General features: G+C 60.2%; 9 protein-coding genes. 4 read left to right on the top strand and 5 right to left on the bottom strand.

What is annotated here, in order from left to right:
• Positions 1 to 1,091 precede the first annotated feature (1,091 nt).
• The 5 genes from glgB to FH08_RS0132560 all read right to left on the bottom strand — a co-directional run bounded on the left by glgB (position 1,092) and on the right by FH08_RS0132560 (position 13,305).
• Positions 1,092 to 3,308, bottom strand: coding sequence for a 1,4-alpha-glucan branching protein GlgB (gene glgB, locus FH08_RS0132580; protein WP_035567677.1), 2,217 nt, complete (start codon positions 3,306 to 3,308; stop codon positions 1,092 to 1,094).
• Complete coding sequence (treS, locus tag FH08_RS0132575; protein ID WP_031362382.1) at positions 3,301 to 6,690, bottom strand: maltose alpha-D-glucosyltransferase; 3,390 nt, start codon at positions 6,688 to 6,690, stop codon at positions 3,301 to 3,303. The genes glgB and treS overlap by 8 nt, the downstream gene beginning before the upstream one ends.
• A 113-nt stretch (positions 6,691 to 6,803) precedes the next feature.
• The gene (locus FH08_RS0132570; protein ID WP_063771249.1) at positions 6,804 to 10,199 is read right to left on the bottom strand and encodes a maltotransferase domain-containing protein; all 3,396 of its coding nucleotides are present in this window, start codon (positions 10,197 to 10,199) and stop codon (positions 6,804 to 6,806) included.
• A gap of 400 nt (positions 10,200 to 10,599) precedes the next feature.
• Positions 10,600 to 12,237 (bottom strand): glycogen synthase GlgA, encoded by a 1,638-nt coding sequence (glgA, locus tag FH08_RS0132565; RefSeq protein ID WP_031362380.1) that lies wholly within the window; start codon positions 12,235 to 12,237, stop codon positions 10,600 to 10,602.
• 411 nt (positions 12,238 to 12,648) lie between these two features.
• Positions 12,649 to 13,305, bottom strand: coding sequence for a DUF1345 domain-containing protein (locus FH08_RS0132560; protein WP_031362379.1), 657 nt, complete (start codon positions 13,303 to 13,305; stop codon positions 12,649 to 12,651).
• A gap of 316 nt (positions 13,306 to 13,621) precedes the next feature.
• Between FH08_RS0132560 and FH08_RS0132555 the strand changes: the two genes are divergently transcribed.
• The 4 genes from FH08_RS0132555 (at position 13,622) to FH08_RS0132540 (ending at position 18,207) form a co-directional block, all read left to right on the top strand.
• Entirely contained in the window at positions 13,622 to 14,185 is a 564-nt protein-coding gene (locus FH08_RS0132555) for a sugar dehydrogenase complex small subunit (RefSeq protein ID WP_031362378.1), read from the top strand.
• Positions 14,186 to 14,303: 118 nt separating this feature from the next.
• Positions 14,304 to 15,905: a GMC family oxidoreductase gene (locus FH08_RS0132550; RefSeq protein WP_031362377.1), complete on the top strand. Its 1,602-nt coding sequence runs from the start codon at positions 14,304 to 14,306 to the stop codon at positions 15,903 to 15,905.
• Between the two features lie 23 nt (positions 15,906 to 15,928).
• Positions 15,929 to 17,314 (top strand): cytochrome c, encoded by a 1,386-nt coding sequence (locus tag FH08_RS0132545; RefSeq protein ID WP_051888709.1) that lies wholly within the window; start codon positions 15,929 to 15,931, stop codon positions 17,312 to 17,314.
• Between the two features lie 155 nt (positions 17,315 to 17,469).
• A complete protein-coding gene (locus FH08_RS0132540; RefSeq protein WP_031362375.1) occupies positions 17,470 to 18,207 on the top strand; it encodes a metallophosphoesterase in 738 nt (245 codons plus the stop codon).
• Positions 18,208 to 18,303 lie beyond the last annotated feature (96 nt).

Raw genomic sequence — 18,303 nt, 5'->3', positions numbered from 1 at the left:
CAAAGAAAACGCTTTCAGAACGAGGGCTCGTAAGTTGACCTAGCGTGCAGTTTCCACGTTTTTGGCACCCCAAAAGCACGGTGCTCGCAAGAGCGACTGATGTGTGAAACCCTCTTTCTCCGAACACGGATACCCACACGCTTCGCCACCAGTGATTGAACCTGCCCAAGGTGCACCCCGCGCTATCCGCGAACAACCATCCACCGAATAGTTAAGTATGACGAACCACGTTGCCAACCCACCACGAAATAAAGCCGCCAAATACGTAAGACAGTACTCAATGAAAAACCGCGCAAACCACACAAACAAGCCGCAAAAATGAAGCAGCAAATATGAACCAGCAAACATGAAGCAGCAAATATGCGTTCGGCCCCACGGTGCTCGCAGATAGTCTTGCGGATGACTCAACACAAACGACTCAACACAAACGACTCAACACAAACGACTCAACACAAACGACTCAACACAAACGACTCAACACAAACGACTCAACACAAACGACTCAACGCAGACGACTCAGCGCAGACGACTCAGCGCAGACGACTCAGCGCAAACGACTTAACGCGGACCGATCAACGCAGACCAATCCAACGCGGATCATTAAGTCATCCCATCAAAAAGCGAAGTTTCAACTACGCGTGAGGCCGTGCGGGTTTCCTTGGCAATCGTGCTTGCCCGAGAGCGTACGGGGCGAAGCGTGTTCGTGTCAGGATTCGCGAGAAGGAGGGGTTCACACATCCGTGGCTCTGGCGAGCACCGTGCTTTTGGGGTGCCAAAAACTTGGAGACTGCACGCTAGGTCAACTTACGAGCCCTCGTTCTGAAAGCGTTTTCTTTGCTTCGTTTCTTTGTCGCTTTGGACAAAGAAATGACGTGCCGCCACGCACAGTGGCTAACAGTGATAAAGAAAATAGCTCACTCAAGAAGACCACTAAGCTAAGCAGCAGCAACCCGGCATTGACTCCGACTGCTAACGCTAGAACCTGGCACCCCGACACTAACCCCGACCGCTAACCCCAGAACCTTGCAACCCGGCACCACCCCCGACCACCCGACTAAACCCCACCCCCAAGTGCGAACGTCCCCCCGCGATCACTCGGCCCTAAGTACTATTGTCGCCAACGGCGGTAAAGTCAGCGCCGCCGACCACTCGCGCCCATGACTCGAAATATTCTCAGCGTGAATCACGCCCCCATTCCCCATATTCGATCCGCCATACACCGACGCATCCGAATTCACAATCTCACTCCACTTCCCACCCTTAGGCAATCCCACCCGATATCCCAGCCGCGGCACCGGCGTCATATTCGAAATCACCACGCACTCACGACCCTCACCATCCGTGCGACGGAACGCAAACACACTGTTGGCCGAATCATCGCCGATCAGCCAGTCAAACCCGTGAGGATCGCTATCCAACTTGTACAGCGCGGGTTCCTCTGCGTACACGCGGTTCAAATCGCGAACCAGCTTCTGCAAACCACCATGAAACGCATCGTCAAGCAAATGCCAATGCGGCGACGTATCGTGATTAAACTCGCCAAACTGACCAAACTCACCACCCATGAACAACAACTTCTTGCCCGGATGCGTCCACATGAATCCAAAGTACGCACGCAGGTTCGCAAACTTCTGCCAATGATCCCCCGGCATTTTCCCAATCAACGACCCCTTCCCATGAACCACCTCATCATGTGAAAGCGGCAGCAAAAATCGCTCGGAATACGCATACACCATCCCGAACGTAAACATGTTGTGATGGTACTTTCGATTGACCGGATCCTCTTCCATGTAATGCAACGTGTCATGCATCCAGCCCATGTTCCACTTGAAATCGAAGCCAAGCCCGCCATTCTCCAGCGAAGCCGTCACGCCCGGCCAGGCAGTCGATTCCTCAGCAATCGTAATCGCACCAGGAATCTGCCGCACTTCATGGTTAAGGCGCTTGAGGAATGCTATCGATTCCAGATTCTCGCGGCCGCCATACATGTTCGGCACCCACTCGCCCGCCTTGCGCGAATAGTCCCGATACAACATGGAAGCCACCGCGTCCACACGCAATCCATCAACGTGATAACGCTTTAACCAGGCCAGCCCCGACGCCACGAGGAACGCGCTAACCTCATTGCGGCCGAGGTTGTAAATCATCGTGTTCCAGTCCTGGTGGTATCCCTCTCGGGGGTCCGCATGCTCATAAAGCGGCGTGCCGTCGAACTCGACAAGTCCATGGGTATCGTTAGGAAAATGCGCCGGCACCCAGTCCAGAATGATCCCCAGCTCCGCTTCATGCGCGCGGTTCACGAACTCGGCAAATTGCTCCGGCGTCCCAAACCGCGCCGATGGCGCGAACTGCCCCAACGGCTGATATCCCCACGAACCGCCAAACGGATGCTCCGCAATCGGCATGAACTCCAGGTGCGTGAACCCCATGCTCTTCGCATACGGAATCAAGCGCTCGGCAAGCTCATGCCAGTTCATGCCGCGGTTACCTTCCTCCGGCACCCGCAGCCACGATTCCGCATGAACTTCATACACGGAAATCGGCGCGTTCACGGTCTGCCGCGGTCCGCGTGTGTTCATCCACTCGCTGTCGGTCCACGCATATCCATCGATAGCCTCAGCATCTGCCACTACCGACGCCGTCGCGGGCGGCAGCTCGCTCTGCATCGCGCATGGATCGGCTTTCAACGGCAGCGCGTGGCCGTCGCGCGAGATGATCTCGTACTTGTAGCGCGTGCCCGCGCCCAAGCCCGGCACGAACAGTTCCCAGACGCCGGCGTTATGGCGCAAGCGCATGGGATGACGGCGGCCGTCCCACGAGTTGAAGTCGCCCACCACCGAGACGCGTCGCGCGTTCGGCGCCCATACCGCAAAACGCGCACCGGCCACGCCGCCATGAACAACCGGCCGTGAGCCCAGGCATTCCATTACCGCATACGGATCGCCGCCGGAAACGCGGTTCAACGCTTCATCGCTTAAGACAGGGCCGAACGAGTAGGTGTCGGCGACTTCCTGCGGCGTGCCGTGCCAATCGATTTTCAGCCGGTACGCCTGCATCTCGTCGATAAACCCGATAAACAACCCCGCCGGATGAACCTGCGTCAGCGTGCCAAGCGGCTTGCTGCTGTCACGCTCGAGTACCTGCACGCCGGTGGCGCCCGGCAACAGCACGCGAACCACAGGGCCAGCATCGGTCTGATGCAGCCCGAGCTTCGAAAACGGATCGGGGTGGCGAGCTTCGACGAGCGCGTCAATATCGAGCGGATGCAGACCTTCGGTCAGCAGCCTGTCGTCTGTGCGCTTATTCATTTTCGTTTCCATCAGAGGTGTCCTTTAGTGCGGCATCCACAGGTCGCGAGCCGGGTGCGGGCGGTGCGCCCGTATCGCCAAGCAGGCGGCTCGCAAGCGACGCGAGGCCACGCAACGGCAACCCAATCCAGGTCGGACGGTTAGCCGCTTCATAGCGGATTTCGTAGGCCGCCTTCTCGATCAGGAAAAGATCGAGCAGGGCGGCGAAGGTGGCTTCGTCGCCGGCAATCGGCTGCGGCGAAGCTGCCACCGCCGCGTGATATTCGAGCAGGAAACCTTCCTCGCCATGACCACGCAAGCGCTCGAACAACGCGCGCCTGCGATCGGCGGTCGCCTGCGGCGCATTGCCGGTCGTCGGTTGCGCAGCGGCGCTGGCATAGGACAGGGAACGCAATAAGCCGGCCACGTCCCGCAACGGACTCGATTTTTGCCGGCGTTCTTCCAGCGCCCGGGCGGGTTCGCCCTCGAAGTCGATCAGGAAAGCGTCGCCCTGCGCCATCAGCACCTGACCCAGATGGAAGTCGCCATGAATCCGGATGCGCAACGCATCGGCGCTTTCAGGCACGAGTTTCTGCACGGCCGCGAGCAGCAGGTCACGGCGATCGAGCAGGCTCTGCGCCATCTCGCGATCATGCTCGCTGAACTCCAGGAGCTTCGCCGCCAGGATATCGAGGGCAGTGACGAGCAACGTGTGCGTGCCGTCGTTCCAGCCCCGCACGTCCTTCTTCGATGCTTTCTCCGGCGCAAACGCGGCGTCGTCCGAATCCTGGGCGAGCGCGACGTGCAGTTCGCCCAGCCGCCGTCCAATGATCCCCGTGACTTTCCGATACCCCTCGATCCCGATCAATTCCTTCTCGCGGTCCATCGCGTGGTCCTCGAGATCCACGGCGAGCGCGAGTTCATCCACGGTACGGCGCAGGTAATCGAGCGCGTAGTTCCACGCATCGCCCTGGTTGTCGATGAATCCCTGCAAGATGCACAACGTATGCGGCACGCCCTCCGGGTCCACCCGCACCACTTCGCCGAACAACGGCCCTGTATTCGGGTAACCGAGCTTCGTCAGGTGCCGGCTCATTTCGGCTTCCGGATGAATCCCGCCGACCAGCCGGCGCACCAGTTTCAGCACGACCTGATCGCCGATCACGAGCGAACTGTTGCTCTGCTCCGCCGCCAACCAGCGAATTTCCGGCGGTGGTTCCCCGGGCTTGAACTGGGCGGCGAGCTTATCGAGCCGTTCGGTCGGAATAAAGCGGATCTCGCTCTTCTGCACCGTCGGAACGACCGCCCGCATCAAGAGCTTCTTCAGTACGCCGTAGGTAAAGTTCGGAACGGCGAAGGCGTCGGTGATATGGCCGATATTGCGAACCTGGCGCACCCGCGCGAGCGCGAGCTGCATATAGAGCGGCGAAGTAGTTTCAGTGCCCCATGCAATCGTGAGCGGCAGCACGTAGCGTTCGACGTGGTCGCCGAGATCCGCTTCGATCTCCGTGAACGCAAACCCTGCTTCCGGAATGGTCGTCAAGGCCGCGAGGCGCACGCCGACCAGCTTCTTGTCCTTCGATGCAAACCAGCGCCGCTTGCTCAAATATGACGGCAGCACTTCCGATTCAAGCAAGCGCACGTTTTCCGGCGTCGGGCCGGTCTGGCCGGCGCGGATCACCATGGTCACGAATTCAGGCAATTGCTCGGATGGCGCCTGGCTCCATGCCGGACGCTGATTGCCCGGGCACAACTGGAACCACAGGAAGCCGTACGGCGGGAACGTCAGCAAATACGTGAGCTGTCCGATCGGCGGGAACGCGGAATCCGCGGTCATTTCCAGCGGCACCGAACCAGCGTACTCGGACAGATCGAGTTCCACGGCCTGCGGCGCTCGCGACAGATTCGCCACGCACAGGATCGCCGGTTCGCCTTCCACCTCGCGCAGGTACGCAAGGATCTTGCGGTTGTTCGGGCGCAGAAAACGTATCGTGCCTCGTCCGAACGCTTGCTTCCCGCGACGCACCGTGAGCATCTTGCGGGTCCAGTTGAGCAGCGAGTGCGGATCGCGGCTCTGCGATTCCACGTTCACGGCGTCATACCCATAGAGCGAGCCCATGACTGGCGGCAGCACGAGCTGCTCGGGATCGGCGCGGGAAAAGCCACCGTTTCTATCCGATGACCATTGCATCGGCGTACGCACGCCGTCGCGATCGCCCAGGTGAATGTTGTCGCCCATGCCGAGTTCATCGCCGTAATAGATCACGGGCGTGCCGGGCATGGACAGCAGCAGCGAATTGATCAGTTCAATCCGGCGACGATCCCGTTCCATAAGCGGTGCGAGACGCCGGCGAATCCCAAGATTCAAACGCGCGCGGCGATCGCTGGCGTACGTGTTCCACAAATAATCGCGCTCGGAATCCGTGACCATTTCCAGCGTGAGTTCATCGTGATTGCGCAGGAAAATGGCCCACTGGTTGGTCGGCGCGAGATCCGGCGTCTGCCGCATGATGTCCGTGATCGGGAAGCGGTCCTCGCTCGCAATCGACATATAGATGCGCGGCATCAGCGGGAAGTGGAAGGCCATGTGGCATTCGTCTTCATCGCCGAAATACTCCTTCACGTCTTCCGGCCATTGATTCGCTTCGGCCAGCAACATGCGATTCGGATATTCCGCATCGATAGTCGCGCGGATCTTCTTCAAAATCGCGTGCGTTTCCGGCAGGTTCTCGTTATTCGTGCCTTCGCGTTCGACCAGATACGGCACTGCGTCCAGCCGCAACCCGTCGATGCCCATGTCGAGCCAGAAGCGCATCACCTGCAGCACTTCCTTCAGCACGGCGGGGTTATCGAAGTTCAGGTCCGGCTGGTGGTTGAAGAAGCGGTGCCAGTAATATTGGCCGGCGACGGGATCATGCGTCCAGTTGGACGGCTCCGAGTCGATGAAAATAATCCGCGTGTCTTCATACTTCTTGTCGGTATCCGACCAGACGTAGTAGTTGCGATGATTCGAGCCCGGCTTGGCCAGGCGCGCGCGCTGGAACCACGGGTGCTGATCGGACGTGTGGTTGATGACCAGTTCGGTAATGACGCGAATACCGCGTGCGTGCGCTTCCTGGATGAACCGCTTCACATCGGCGAGCGTGCCGTAATCGGGATGCACGTTGCGGTAATCGGCGATGTCGTAACCGTCATCGCGCCGTGGCGACGGATAGAACGGCAGCAGCCAGATCGTATCCACGCCAAGTTCGGAAATGTAGTCGAGCTTCGCGAGCAGGCCAGGGAAATCGCCGATGCCGTCGTTGTTCGCATCGAAGAAGGACTTGATGTGGATCTGATAAATGATCGCGTCTTTGTACCAGAGCGGATCGTTGCTGAGAGTCGAGTTCTTGTTACGCTTCACGTGTCGCTCCTTGAGCCGCGACGGTGTTTTGTCCGGCTTCTATGCGTTGTTCTGTGCCACGTCGGCGAGTGCCGTCGTGATGAGATGACTGTCAGGTGACGATCATGTGACCGTCAAAGGGCGGTCGGCGCTCGCGGCAATCCCCACGTCGGCGCGATTCGCCAGATTGCAAACGGCCGCGTGTTCGGGTCGAGGCGGATATGTTGAGTTTTGCCGCGCCATTCGAAACGCTCGCCCGTCATCTGGTCCTCCACGGCCAGTGCGTCCCATTCCTGCACGCCCCAACCATTCAACGTCTGCCACGGCAGTTCCACATCCGCGCCCTGTTCGTTGAACGGATCGAGATTGATCGCGACCAGCACGACGTTGTCGCGTGCAGCATTGGCTTTCTCGAAGAACAGGATGCTGTCGTTGTGAGCAGTCAGAAAGTTGACGCCCAGATGCGAATGCAGCGCCGGATTCGCTTTCCTGATCCGGTTCAGCGCCGTGATTTCGCCTACGATATTGCCCGGCCGGTTCCAGTCCCAGGCGCGGATCTGATACTTCTCGGAATCCAGATATTCCTCGCTGTTCGGCAGCGCGGCCGCTTCGCAAAGTTCGAAGCCGCTATACACGCCCCATAGTCCCGATAGCGTCGCGGCGAGCGCGGCGCGGATCACAAAGCCGGCGCGGCCTGAGCGCTGCAGGAAACGCGGGTTGATATCGGGCGTATTGACGAAGAAGTTCGGGCGGAAATAGTCCTTCGCGTCCGTCTGCGTCAGGTCATGCATGTATTCCAGGAAATCGCGCTTCGACTCGCGCCATGTGAAGTACGTGTACGACTGCGAGAAACCGAGTTTGGCGAGGCGGTTCATCACGCGCGGACGTGTAAACGCTTCGGCCAGGAACATGACATCGGGATGGCGTGAGCGTACATCGCCAATCACCCATTCCCAGAACGGCATCGGCTTCGTGTGCGGATTATCGACGCGGAAAATCTTCACGCCTGCTGCGATCCAGAACAGGAATACGTCGCGCAACGAGAGCCACAGTTCCGGCTTCGCGTCCTGCGCGTAGAAGTCAGGATTAACGATGTCCTGATACTTCTTCGGCGGATTTTCCGCATAACGCAGCGTGCCGTCCGGGCGCCACGCGAACCACGTGGGATGCTCCTTAAGCCACGGATGATCCGGCGAACACTGTACGGCGAAATCAAGCGCGATCTCCAGACCGTGGGCACGCGCCGCGTCCAGCATCTGCTTGAAGTCGTCCAGGTTGCCGAGTTCGGGATGCAAGGCGTCGTGGCCGCCTTCCTTGCCGCCAATCGCATACGGGCTGCCCACCTCGCCGGGTTGGGCCGTCAGCGAATTGTTTTTGCCCTTGCGGTTCGCCATGCCAATGGGGTTGATCGGCGGGAAGTAGAGCACGTCGAAGCCCATCTCGCGGATGCGCGGCATCTTGCCGATCACATCGACAAACGTGCCGTGGCGATTTTCGTCATCGCTCATGGAGCGCGGGAAGATTTCGTACCAGCTTGCAAAGCGTGCGGCGGCGCGTTCGGCATCGACGCGGTACGTCACCGGATCGCGCGACAGGAACGGCCGGTGCCGCGCCGCTTCGATTGCCTGCGCCGTTTCCGGTGCGAGCGCCAACGCGAGCCGCGTGTCGGCATCGGCCTTGGCGAACTGCTTGACGATTCCTTCCAGCGGTTCCGTCTGCGCGCCTTCCGTGGTTTTCACCTCGGCCAGGATCAGCGCGAACAAATGCCGCAATTCCTCGAGTTCCAGTTCAACCGTCTGTTGCGCCTTCAGCTTCTTCTCCATGTGATCGATCAGCGAAGCGAAGTCGTCGCGCCACGCGACTACCGTGAATTCATGACGACCCAGGCGATCGAGCGGAATGTGGGTTGTCCACAGGTCATTGCCGAGCGGCAGGACCGGGATCATGGGCGCTTCGTGCCAGTCGGTTTCATCGGCGGCGCGCCATTGCACGGCGGCCGCGATCTTGTCGTGGCCTTCCGCGAAAATTGCCGCCGTGACTTCGACCGCTTCGCCCACGATCCGCTTCGCCGGAAAGCGGCCGTGATCGACCGATGGCATCACGCTTTCGATCGCCACCCGCGATGCGAGCAGCGCTTCGTTCACGGACTTCTTGTCGGCCGCCTTGGCGCCGCGTTTGACCTGCGGCTGGGCGAGCAAGATCGGCGGTTCCGAGGTTCCGCGCAACAGATGCACTTCACCGGGCTGCAACAGGAAAGGCTCAAGCGGCAGCGGTGTGTCCGACGTGTTTTCGTCGATAGCCCGAAACCGCGTGAAGTTGCCTGGTGCGCCGTCCAGCAGATGACGCGTATCGACATAAACCGGCGTGGTGAGGTCCGGGTTCAGCACGATCAGCGCTGCTTCGGCCGCGACTCGCAGGTCCGGGCCGCTGCCGCGCAGAATGGCTGCGTACGGTGTGCCCGCGCCGGTCAGCGCACGCAGCTCGCCGATGCTCGACAGCGCCGCGGAGTTGCGTTGCAGCGCGTTGGCATGCGCCACTTCCGCCGATACGTTAAAGCGCGCGCCTTCCTTGGCGCGCCGGAACTCTTCCGCGCTGCCGTGGTTGTAGGTGAGCGGCTGCGTGACGCCGTATTCGAAGCCCATGGGCACGAGCAGGCCGGTGCCTATGCCCGCCGCCGTGTACAACGCGCGCCGGTAGGCGCGCTCCACCAGCGACGAGTCGCCGGTGTCCGGCAGATCGTGCAGCAGGCGCGAGCCGTAAGGCTCTTCCGGAAATGCGATGGGTGGCGCAATGCGAAACAGCGCGGCGTGTTCATCGAAGAGCCAGTTGCTCTGGAAATCCCACCATCGCGACGATGAAAACACCGAGTCGAAACCGGCATCGGCGAGTCCGGCGAGATCGTGGCGGCTGACACCGACGGTCCATGCCAGCCATTTCGTTTGCGGATGACGTTCGCGAACGGCCGCACCGAGCCTGCGCCATACGTGCGCCGGCACCTTGTGCGGCGCTTCGAAGCGAAAGCCGCCAATGCCGGCATCGGCGAGCAGCATCAGCTCGCGCGCCCACCATTCGGTGAGCGCCTGAGCCGCTTCGCCATCGCCGAAATTCGCATGCGCCACGCTTTCCTCGTGCGGCGCGTGACGCGGGTCGAGCCGGGCTTCAGCCGCTTCGAACGGATGGAACCAGTGGCGGTTATCCCGGAACAAACCGCCTTCTGCGCTGACCTGGTCGAGGGTGATATCCACCAGCAAGGTCAGGCCGTGCTTGCTCGCCTGACTCGCCAGCGAACGCAGACCTTCGCCCGCGGGCGCGTCGGATTCGAATGTGGCGTGGAGCTTGTGATGATCGGCCACGGCCTGTCGATGGCCGTTGCTGCCCGGCTGGAACGGTGCGCCGATCAGGACGTGATCGAAGCCCAGCGCGGCGGCATGTTCGAATTGTGCGGACCACTCAGACAATGGTCCGACGAGAAGCGGGTCGATGAAATAGATTCTTGGTGCATACGCTTGAAGCATGTGATGGTGTTCCATCGGTCGTCTTTTCCAGTTCGTCCTGCTATGGCGTGGATGCGGGAAAACGCGATCGCGCTCAACCAGGCAATAAACCAACCGCAAGAACGGCTACGGCAGACGAGCCTCAGACAGTCTTCAAAGCACCAAATCCGGGGTGACGAGTGCGGTGCGTATCGACCTCAAGGACATCAGGCGATACGCCGTTCGGTGCGGCGCCAGGGTCGCTTGAAGGACACAGCACGTAGCGTGCCGCGGCCCTCCAGTTTCCTGGCGTATGTCGGAGCCTGAGCGTAGCTAATGGTTCTCGACCCGCATGCGGGTTCAGGTCAGACGACATCCGTTCGCCGTGCACTGCAATCCAGTGCACGGCGAACGGCCAACCGTGTAACCGTACCATCGAAAAGGGTGGCGTGGAACGTCAGGCGCTGCGTGCGACGAATTGCACCTGTTCCGCTTCGCGACGCTCGGCCTCGGCAACCCCCGTGACCGGCACGGCCACGCGACGGGTGCGCAACGGTGCTTTGGCAGGACGTGCATCGGTGAGACCCGCGTATAGCTGGACATATTTCGCTACCGCCTGGTTCCATCCGTAATCACGTGCCATCGCGTTGCATTGAAGCGTGCGCCAGTGTTGTGGACGCATGAAGGCGTCGATGGCGCGCGTGGCGGCGGCGATCACGTCCTGGACGCGGTCGCCGTCGAAGAGGAAGCCGGTCGCCGGGCGCGAGGAGGTTGCGCCCTCAAAGCCGCCCAGGGGAGATGCCTGGAAGCCTGTTTGAAGTTCTGCCGCTTCGGTTACCTGCGCCGCATCCACGATCGTATCCGCCAGCCCGCCCACGCGCGATGCCACGGGCAACGTGCCATAACGCATGGCGTAGATTTGCGTGAGACCGCACGGCTCGAAGCGGCTACCGTGCAGCAGGATGTCAGCACCGGCATGCAACACGTGCGCGCGCCGCTCGTCGAAACCTATATAGACGCCCACCCGATCCGGCCAGGTCTGTGCCAGCCGCTGAAACGCGGCTTCTATATGTGCTTCGCCTTGGCCAAGCACGGCAATCTGCAAACGCGGGTAGCGTTCCAGCAGCGCGGGAATGGCTTCCACGGCAACATCGGCCATTTTCTGCGATGTCATCCGGCTGCCAAGCGCGATCACTGGCGCGAAAGGGTCGGTAGGAAGGCCGAACAACTGTTGCAGCTCGCGCTTGCAGGCGTGCTTGCCGCGCATATCGTCGAAACAATAGGAGCGGGCAATCTGCGGATCGGTCTTTGGGTCCCAGGTATCCATATCGATACCGTTGATGATGCCCGACAGCTTGCCGGCACAACTTTGCAGCACGCCTTCCATCAGGTGGCCGAAGCGCGGCGTGAGGATTTCCCGCGCATACGTTTCGCTGACGGTGGCGACGTGGTCGGCGTGGACAATGCCGGCTTTCATCAGACTCAACGCACCATAAAATTCGATGCTCGCAGGTTCGGTCAACGCGGGCACGAGCCATTTGGCCGGCACGCCTAGCGCTGCACCAAGCGAGAGCGAATAGTTGCCCTGGAACGCCAGATTGTGGATCGTGAAAACGCTTTTTGCGTGCACGCCGGCCTGCTTCATCAAGAGCGGCGTGAGTCCTGAGTGCCAGTCGTGTGCGTGCACGATGTCCGGCTTCTTGAAGCCTCGAACGCCTGCGGCGATCTTCACTGCCGCAGCCGATAACGACGCGAACCGAATCGCGTTGTCTTCGTAGTCGCGTCCTTTCGCGTCCTGATAGAGGCCTTCGCGTGCATACAAATGATCCATGCGCAGCAGGATCACGGGCACACCGGTATCCGGCATGCGGCCGCGATACAACGCGCCGTCTCCGCCGGGGAGCCCCGTCACTGAAGCCACCTTCTGTAATCCTTCGACCATCTGCAGCGCTTTCGGATAGGCCGGGATAAGGATCGCGGCATCGACTCCGGTTTCACGTAACGCAACGGCGTACGCACTGACCATGTCACCAAGTCCGCCGGTTTTGGCTAGCGGTACAGCCTCGGAAGCGACAAGCAAGACGTTCAAGGACAAGGCGGACTCCTGGCGTTTGATGGATGAAAAGCGATGGGATGCGCTCGGGCAAAAGAATCTGCGGCGCATGCGTCCGGTGCTTTTATCGGAGGGAAGAGGGGGTGCGTGAAAGCAAGAGCAAGGCGTGTGCCATGTTCTTGGGATTCTGCTGAAACCGGGGGAAAGCGATAGGCGCTTGGATAAGCGCTGGGGTGGACGTTAGGCGGACATGAAGAGCCGTGTAAAAACGCACGCGCTGCAGGCGGCGTTTTTACACGGAGTATTCGGGAATCCTTATACGAAAGACTGGGCTACCGGTGTGCGCGGGTGCCGGGATGCAAGAATTGTCAGCCATCCATATTAATTTATTTGATGCGGCAATTACGCCCGGTTGCTATCAAGTATGACGGCAATATTTGCTTAACAGTCAGCTTAAGGCCCAAGCAAACTGGCGGCTGTGTTCACGCATAAACCAATCACCGCGGCATTAAAAAAGAACGACAGGATCGATTGCGCCAGCGCCGCTCGCCGGACTTCATTGGAGCAGAGCACGACATCCGACGTCTGCGATGCCACCGCGATCGTGAACGAGAAATAGAGGAAATCCCAATAGTCCGGCTTGAGGTGGGCATCGGGAAATCTTAGCGATGTCTCGTCGCCCTCTGACTGATAGTAGTGGCGCGCGTAGTGCAGCGTGAAGATGGTCGGGATGAGGAACCACGCGCCCAGCATCGTGACTGCAGTCAGCAGATAGTGGAGCAGTGCGCCGCGCAAGCCCAGGTTCTTGGCCATGGCCAGCTCGAACACAATCGCGATCAGGCTTGCTATGGCGGCCAGGCTGATGATCAGCAACACCATGCCTGCGTTTTCGTCCTCGCGCTCGGCGAGCTTCTGCACTTTGTCTTGACGCGCGAGCGCCATCTGAATCCAGATAAGCACGAGATACAGCCATACGGTACTGTCCCATCCTATGAGCCCGCGCACGATCGGCTTGAAGTCATGTGGAACCAAAAGTGCCACGATCACACCAACCACGAGTGCAATGACTGCCCGCGGGCGATAGCGAAGTACTTGGGGAACGAGATTCATTTTTTATAGTGGTCGGGTAATGGAAGCTTATGGCAGGGTATGGCGCTAAGCTGGCATGGCGAGGTATCGTGCAAGCCACACGCAAGATGTCAGTGTTCTTGTGCCTCACAACTCCAGGTGCCGCGATTATTGCTCGTGTGCCTTTCAATTGCCAACGGCCCGAGGGCTGATTGTTATCAGCGCGTTATCAGCTTGTTATCCGCTTCATCGTGCATGCCTGAGCGACAGCAACGCGCGCCTTAAAAACTATTCGGGCATATCGACAGGTGCAATCGATCATCGCCTCTCTGAACATTGCGACTTGGGACTTCACACCATGACACAACCAGACCATCCCATGACGCGCGCACAGTCGGCTAGCCGCCGCCGCTTTGTTCTCGGCGCGTGTGCGTCGGCAGTCGCGCTCGCATTCACTTCCGCAGGTTTCGCGGGGTTCGGTTACCCAACATTCTTCACTCAGGCTTTCGCCGATACGCCGCCTGCAGGTCTCGACGGTTTCCTGCTGCTCTCGCGCAAACTGACCGGACGCACCACCTTCGATCCCGCGCTGGCGCAGCGCGTGTATGACGCGCTGTCGAAGTCGGACAGCGAGTTTGCCGGCAACGTGAGCGCCTTGAACGTATGGCTCGCGGCGCATGGCGGCGTGCCGTCTGATACGGTGACGCAGGCGCTTAAAGCGGATACGCCCAAGCTCGCCGGCACGGTCACCGCGATCATGCGGGCGTGGTATCTCGGTCTTGTCGGCGATGCCCCGCGCGTGAGCGTGGTCGCCTACGAGCGCGCGCTGATGTTCGATCCCGTCAATGACGTGCTGACCATTCCGTCGTATTGCCGCGACGTGCCGTTCTACTGGACGCAAAAACCGCCTGGCGCGGCTTGAACGCATCGAACGCATCACCAAAAGCATCAAGCCGGCACGCTGCCTGACTATATGTTGACGGCACGATTGACAGCGTGACCGAAGCAAATAAAAACCACCCCTCACAGGACAACAACAAATGGCAAATTCGAATTCGGCCGATGTGGTCGTCGTCGGATCGGGGGTTGCGGGCGGACTCGTCGCGCATCAGCTCGCGAGCGCGGGCGCATCCGTGATCCTGCTCGAAGCCGGGCCGCGTATTCCGCGCTGGCAGATCGTCGAGAACTTTCGTAACTCGCCGGCGAAGTCCGATTTCGCTACACCGTATCCGTCGACGCCTTACGCGCCGCATCCCGAGTATTCGCCCGAGAACAACTATCTGATCCAGAAGGGCGAGTACCCGTACGCATCGCAATACTTGCGGCTCGTAGGCGGGACCACCTGGCACTGGGCCGCTGCCGCATGGCGCTTGCTGCCTGCCGATTTCAAGCTGAAGACGCTGTATGGCGTAGGTCGCGACTGGCCGATCCCTTACGAGACTCTCGAGCCATGGTACTTCGCCGCTGAAGTAGAGCTTGGTGTATCGGGTCCTGGGAACAACGTCGATCTTGGTTCGCCGCGCTCCAAACCCTACCCGATGGACATGCTGCCGCTGTCCTACATGGACCAGCGTTTCGCCGATGTCCTCAACGCGCAGTCTTTTCACGTGGTGCCGGAACCGGTCGCGCGCAACAGCCGCCCTTACGATGCGCGCCCGACCTGCTGCGGCAACAACAACTGCATGCCGATCTGCCCGATCGCCGCCATGTACAACGGCATCACGCACGCGGAGAAAGCCGAGCGTGCCGGTGCGAAGCTGATTGCGCAAGCGGTCGTCTACAAGATCGAAAGCGACGATAAAGGCCTGATCACCGCCGTCCATTACAAGGACCCGAACGGCAACAGCACGCGTGTCACGGGCAAGCTCTTCGTGCTTGCGGCCAATGGTATTGAAACGCCGAAGCTGATGTTGCAGTCGGTGTCGGACAGGTTCAAGAGCGGCATTGGCAACAGTTCGGATCAGGTCGGCCGCAACCTGATGGATCATCCCGGCACCGGCGTGACCTTCCTCGCCAACGAGCCCGTGTGGCCGGGTCGCGGGCCAATGGAAATGACCTCCGTCGTGAACTTCCGCGATGGTGCGTTCCGCTCCGAATACTCGGCGAAGAAGCTGCATTTATCGAATGGCGTGCCGACCATGTCGGTCACGGCGGACCTGATCGCCAAGGGCGTGACGGGCGCGGAACTCGACCGGCAGATCCGCGATCGTGCCGCGCGCACGATGAGCATCAACAGCTTCCACGAGCATCTTGCCGAGCCGCAGAACCGCGTGATTCCATCGTCGGATCACAAGGATTCGCTCGGCATCCCGCAGCCCGAGATCTACTACTCGATCAACGACTACGTGAAGAAAAGCGCGGTCGACACGCGTGCGCAGTATGCGCGGATCGCGGAATTGTTCGGCGGCACGGAGATTGCGTTTGACGATAAATTCGCTCCGAACAACCACATCATGGGAACCGCCATCATGGGCGCGGACCCGAAGGATTCCGTCGTCGATTCCGAATGCCGCACGCATGATCACCCGAACCTTTTCATTGCAGGCAGTGCGGTGATGCCGACGGCGGCATCGGTGAATTGCACGCTGACGTTGTCCGCGTTGTCGTTGCGTCTCGCCGACAAGCTGAAGAAAGAACTTTGATAGCGCGCCGACGGAGATCCACGATGAAGAACCCGAAACCTCGCGACGCGAAGCGCTTTTTTAAACCTGACAAGCGCCTGGGCGGCGCACTCGCCGTTCTTGCGCTCGCCATTGCGGGAGTGAGTTTCCACACGCTGATTCAATCGGCGCACGCGCAGACTGCCGCTACTGAACCCACGGTCGTGCAGCGCGACACGCTCGCCGGCGCGGCGCTGATCAAGCGCGGCGAATACCTTGCGCGCGCGGGCGACTGCGTGGCGTGCCATACCGCCGACAAGGGTCGTCCGTTCGCTGGAGGTCTGCCGATCAGCACGCCGTTTGGGACCATCTACACGCCGAATATCACGAGCGATCCGGATACCGGTATTGGCCACTGGAGCGACGCCGACTTCCTGCGCGCGATGCATGATGGCATTGGCAAAAGCGGTGAGCGCTTGTACCCGGCCTTCCCTTACGCCGAATACACGAAGGTCACCGACTCGGACGTGCTCGCGATCCGTGCCTATCTGAATACGCTTACGCCGATCCACTACACGCCGCCACGCAATGAGCTGTCGTTTCCGTTCAACCAGCGCTGGCTGATGGTGTTCTGGAACATGTTCAATTTCAACGAAGGCCGTTTTGTCCCCGACCCGCAGCAGAGCGCGGAATGGAATCGCGGCGCGTATCTTATTGGCGGTCTCGTGCATTGCGAGGAATGCCATACGCCTCGTAATGTGATGCAGGGCCTGAAGACGAGCGAGCGCTTCAGCGGCGCCGAGCTGTCCGGCTGGCACGCGTTCAACATCACGCCGGACAAGACTGCGGGCATTGGTGGATGGACCGACGACGAGCTGACGAACTATCTCGCGACCGGCGTGGCAAATGGCGTGGTACATGGCCGGGCGAATGCGGCCGGCCCGATGGCGGATGTCGTGCAGAACAGCACGCAATACATGACGCCCGAGGACCTGCGTTCGATGGTGGTGTACTTGCGTTCGGTGCCGGCGAAGAGCGGCGGCGATATCCATCCGCGTGACTCCTTCGGCAAGCCGACCGACGCGGACGTCACCGCGATGCGCGGCACGTCGATCAGCGGCGTGAACGGTGCGCAATTGTTTATTGCCAACTGCGCGACGTGTCATAGCTGGACGGGCGAAGGACGGGGCGGCAGCGTGCCGGGGGCGTATCCTTCACTGATTCATAACAGCGTGGTGGGGGCATTGGCGGCTAATAACCTGACCATGGTCATGCTGCACGGCGTGAGTCGTCAGACGAAAGACGCCACGGCGTTCATGCCTGCATTCGCGAATGAACTCAGCGATGAACAGATTGCCGCCATCAGTAATTATGTAACCAAGACGTTTGGCAATCCGCAATCGACGACGTCCGCCGATCGGGTCGCCAAACTCCGTTCAACACCGCAATAAATACGGTTAAATGGAGCTTGGCGCGGCAATTATTGCCGCGCCAAGCTGATCGTATTGCGCAATAGTCATGGTCGTTCCAGAATGTGGGTAGGTAATTTTTCGCATAGCGAGTCGGCGCGCATAACCGCGCGTTTTGTAAGATTAAGAAAGTTGCCATGACTGCTTCTACTCATCCTGTCGTTTGCTGGCATCCGGCGAACAAAGTTGGCCGTGACCTCGTGGTTGGCGATTTGCACGGCTGCGTCGACGCGCTGCGTTATCTGCTTAGCGAAATTGGTTTCGATGGATCGCGTGATCGGCTGTTTTCCGTGGGCGATCTGGTCGATCGCGGCAGCGATTCACTGGCGGCCATCGACCTGCTCGATAAACCCTGGTTCTACCCGGTGCTTGGCAATCACGAAGACGCACTGTGCGCGGTTGCGGCGGGCAAGATGCATCGCCACATGTGGTATTCGATCGGCGGTGCGTGGGCGGCTAACCTGCTGGACGAGCAGTTGGAGGCGATTGCCTCGAAGCTGGCGAGTGTTCCTTTGGTGCGAATTGTCGGCGATGGCCCGACTCGCTTCAACGTGCTGCATGCGGAGTTTTTCGGTAGCGACGCTGATCTGGAAGTCGCGTATTTCCCCGACGATGTCAGGCAGCAGATGTTGTGGGGGAGGTCGCTTGCGCTGGGGACGGCGAAGGCTGCCTGGCAGCGGGGGTTATCGCCGACCTATTGCGGGCACACGCCCGTGAAGGCGATCAAGCAGATCGGGTCGCAAATTTTTATCGACACGGGTGCTTATAGCGATGATGGGCGGCTTACGATTGTTGAGGCCGGTACCGAGCAGCGCTGGTCGGTGAAGCAGGGGTGGGCGAGTGCGGAAGGGGCGCGGGAGTTGGCCTTACCGTAGGGGTTTCGTTGGCACTCGGGGCGGGGTTGGGAGCGGGGGTGATAAGGGGCAGGGTGAGCGGGTGGGGGTGGGGGCGGGGGGGCAGGTTGTGGGGGG

Source organism: Caballeronia sordidicola (assembly GCF_000729995.1).
Lineage (GTDB): Bacteria > Pseudomonadota > Gammaproteobacteria > Burkholderiales > Burkholderiaceae > Caballeronia > Caballeronia sordidicola_A.
The sequence above is the reverse complement of the archived record's forward strand: the minus strand, read 5'-3'. Positions and strand labels throughout refer to the sequence as shown.

Bases quoted from the DNA above. Each gene is read 5' to 3' on its own strand.
- FH08_RS0132570 (WP_063771249.1), bottom strand. From the start codon at position 10,199: ATGGAACACCATCACATGCTTCAAGCGTATGCACCAAGAATCTATTTC.
- FH08_RS0132560 (WP_031362379.1), bottom strand. From the start codon at position 13,305: ATGAATCTCGTTCCCCAAGTACTTCGCTATCGCCCGCGGGCAGTCATT.
- glgB (WP_035567677.1), bottom strand. From the start codon at position 3,308: ATGAATAAGCGCACAGACGACAGGCTGCTGACCGAAGGTCTGCATCCG.
- FH08_RS0132555 (WP_031362378.1), top strand. From the start codon at position 13,622: ATGACACAACCAGACCATCCCATGACGCGCGCACAGTCGGCTAGCCGC.
- FH08_RS0132550 (WP_031362377.1), top strand. From the start codon at position 14,304: ATGGCAAATTCGAATTCGGCCGATGTGGTCGTCGTCGGATCGGGGGTT.
- FH08_RS0132545 (WP_051888709.1), top strand. From the start codon at position 15,929: ATGAAGAACCCGAAACCTCGCGACGCGAAGCGCTTTTTTAAACCTGAC.
- FH08_RS0132540 (WP_031362375.1), top strand. From the start codon at position 17,470: ATGACTGCTTCTACTCATCCTGTCGTTTGCTGGCATCCGGCGAACAAA.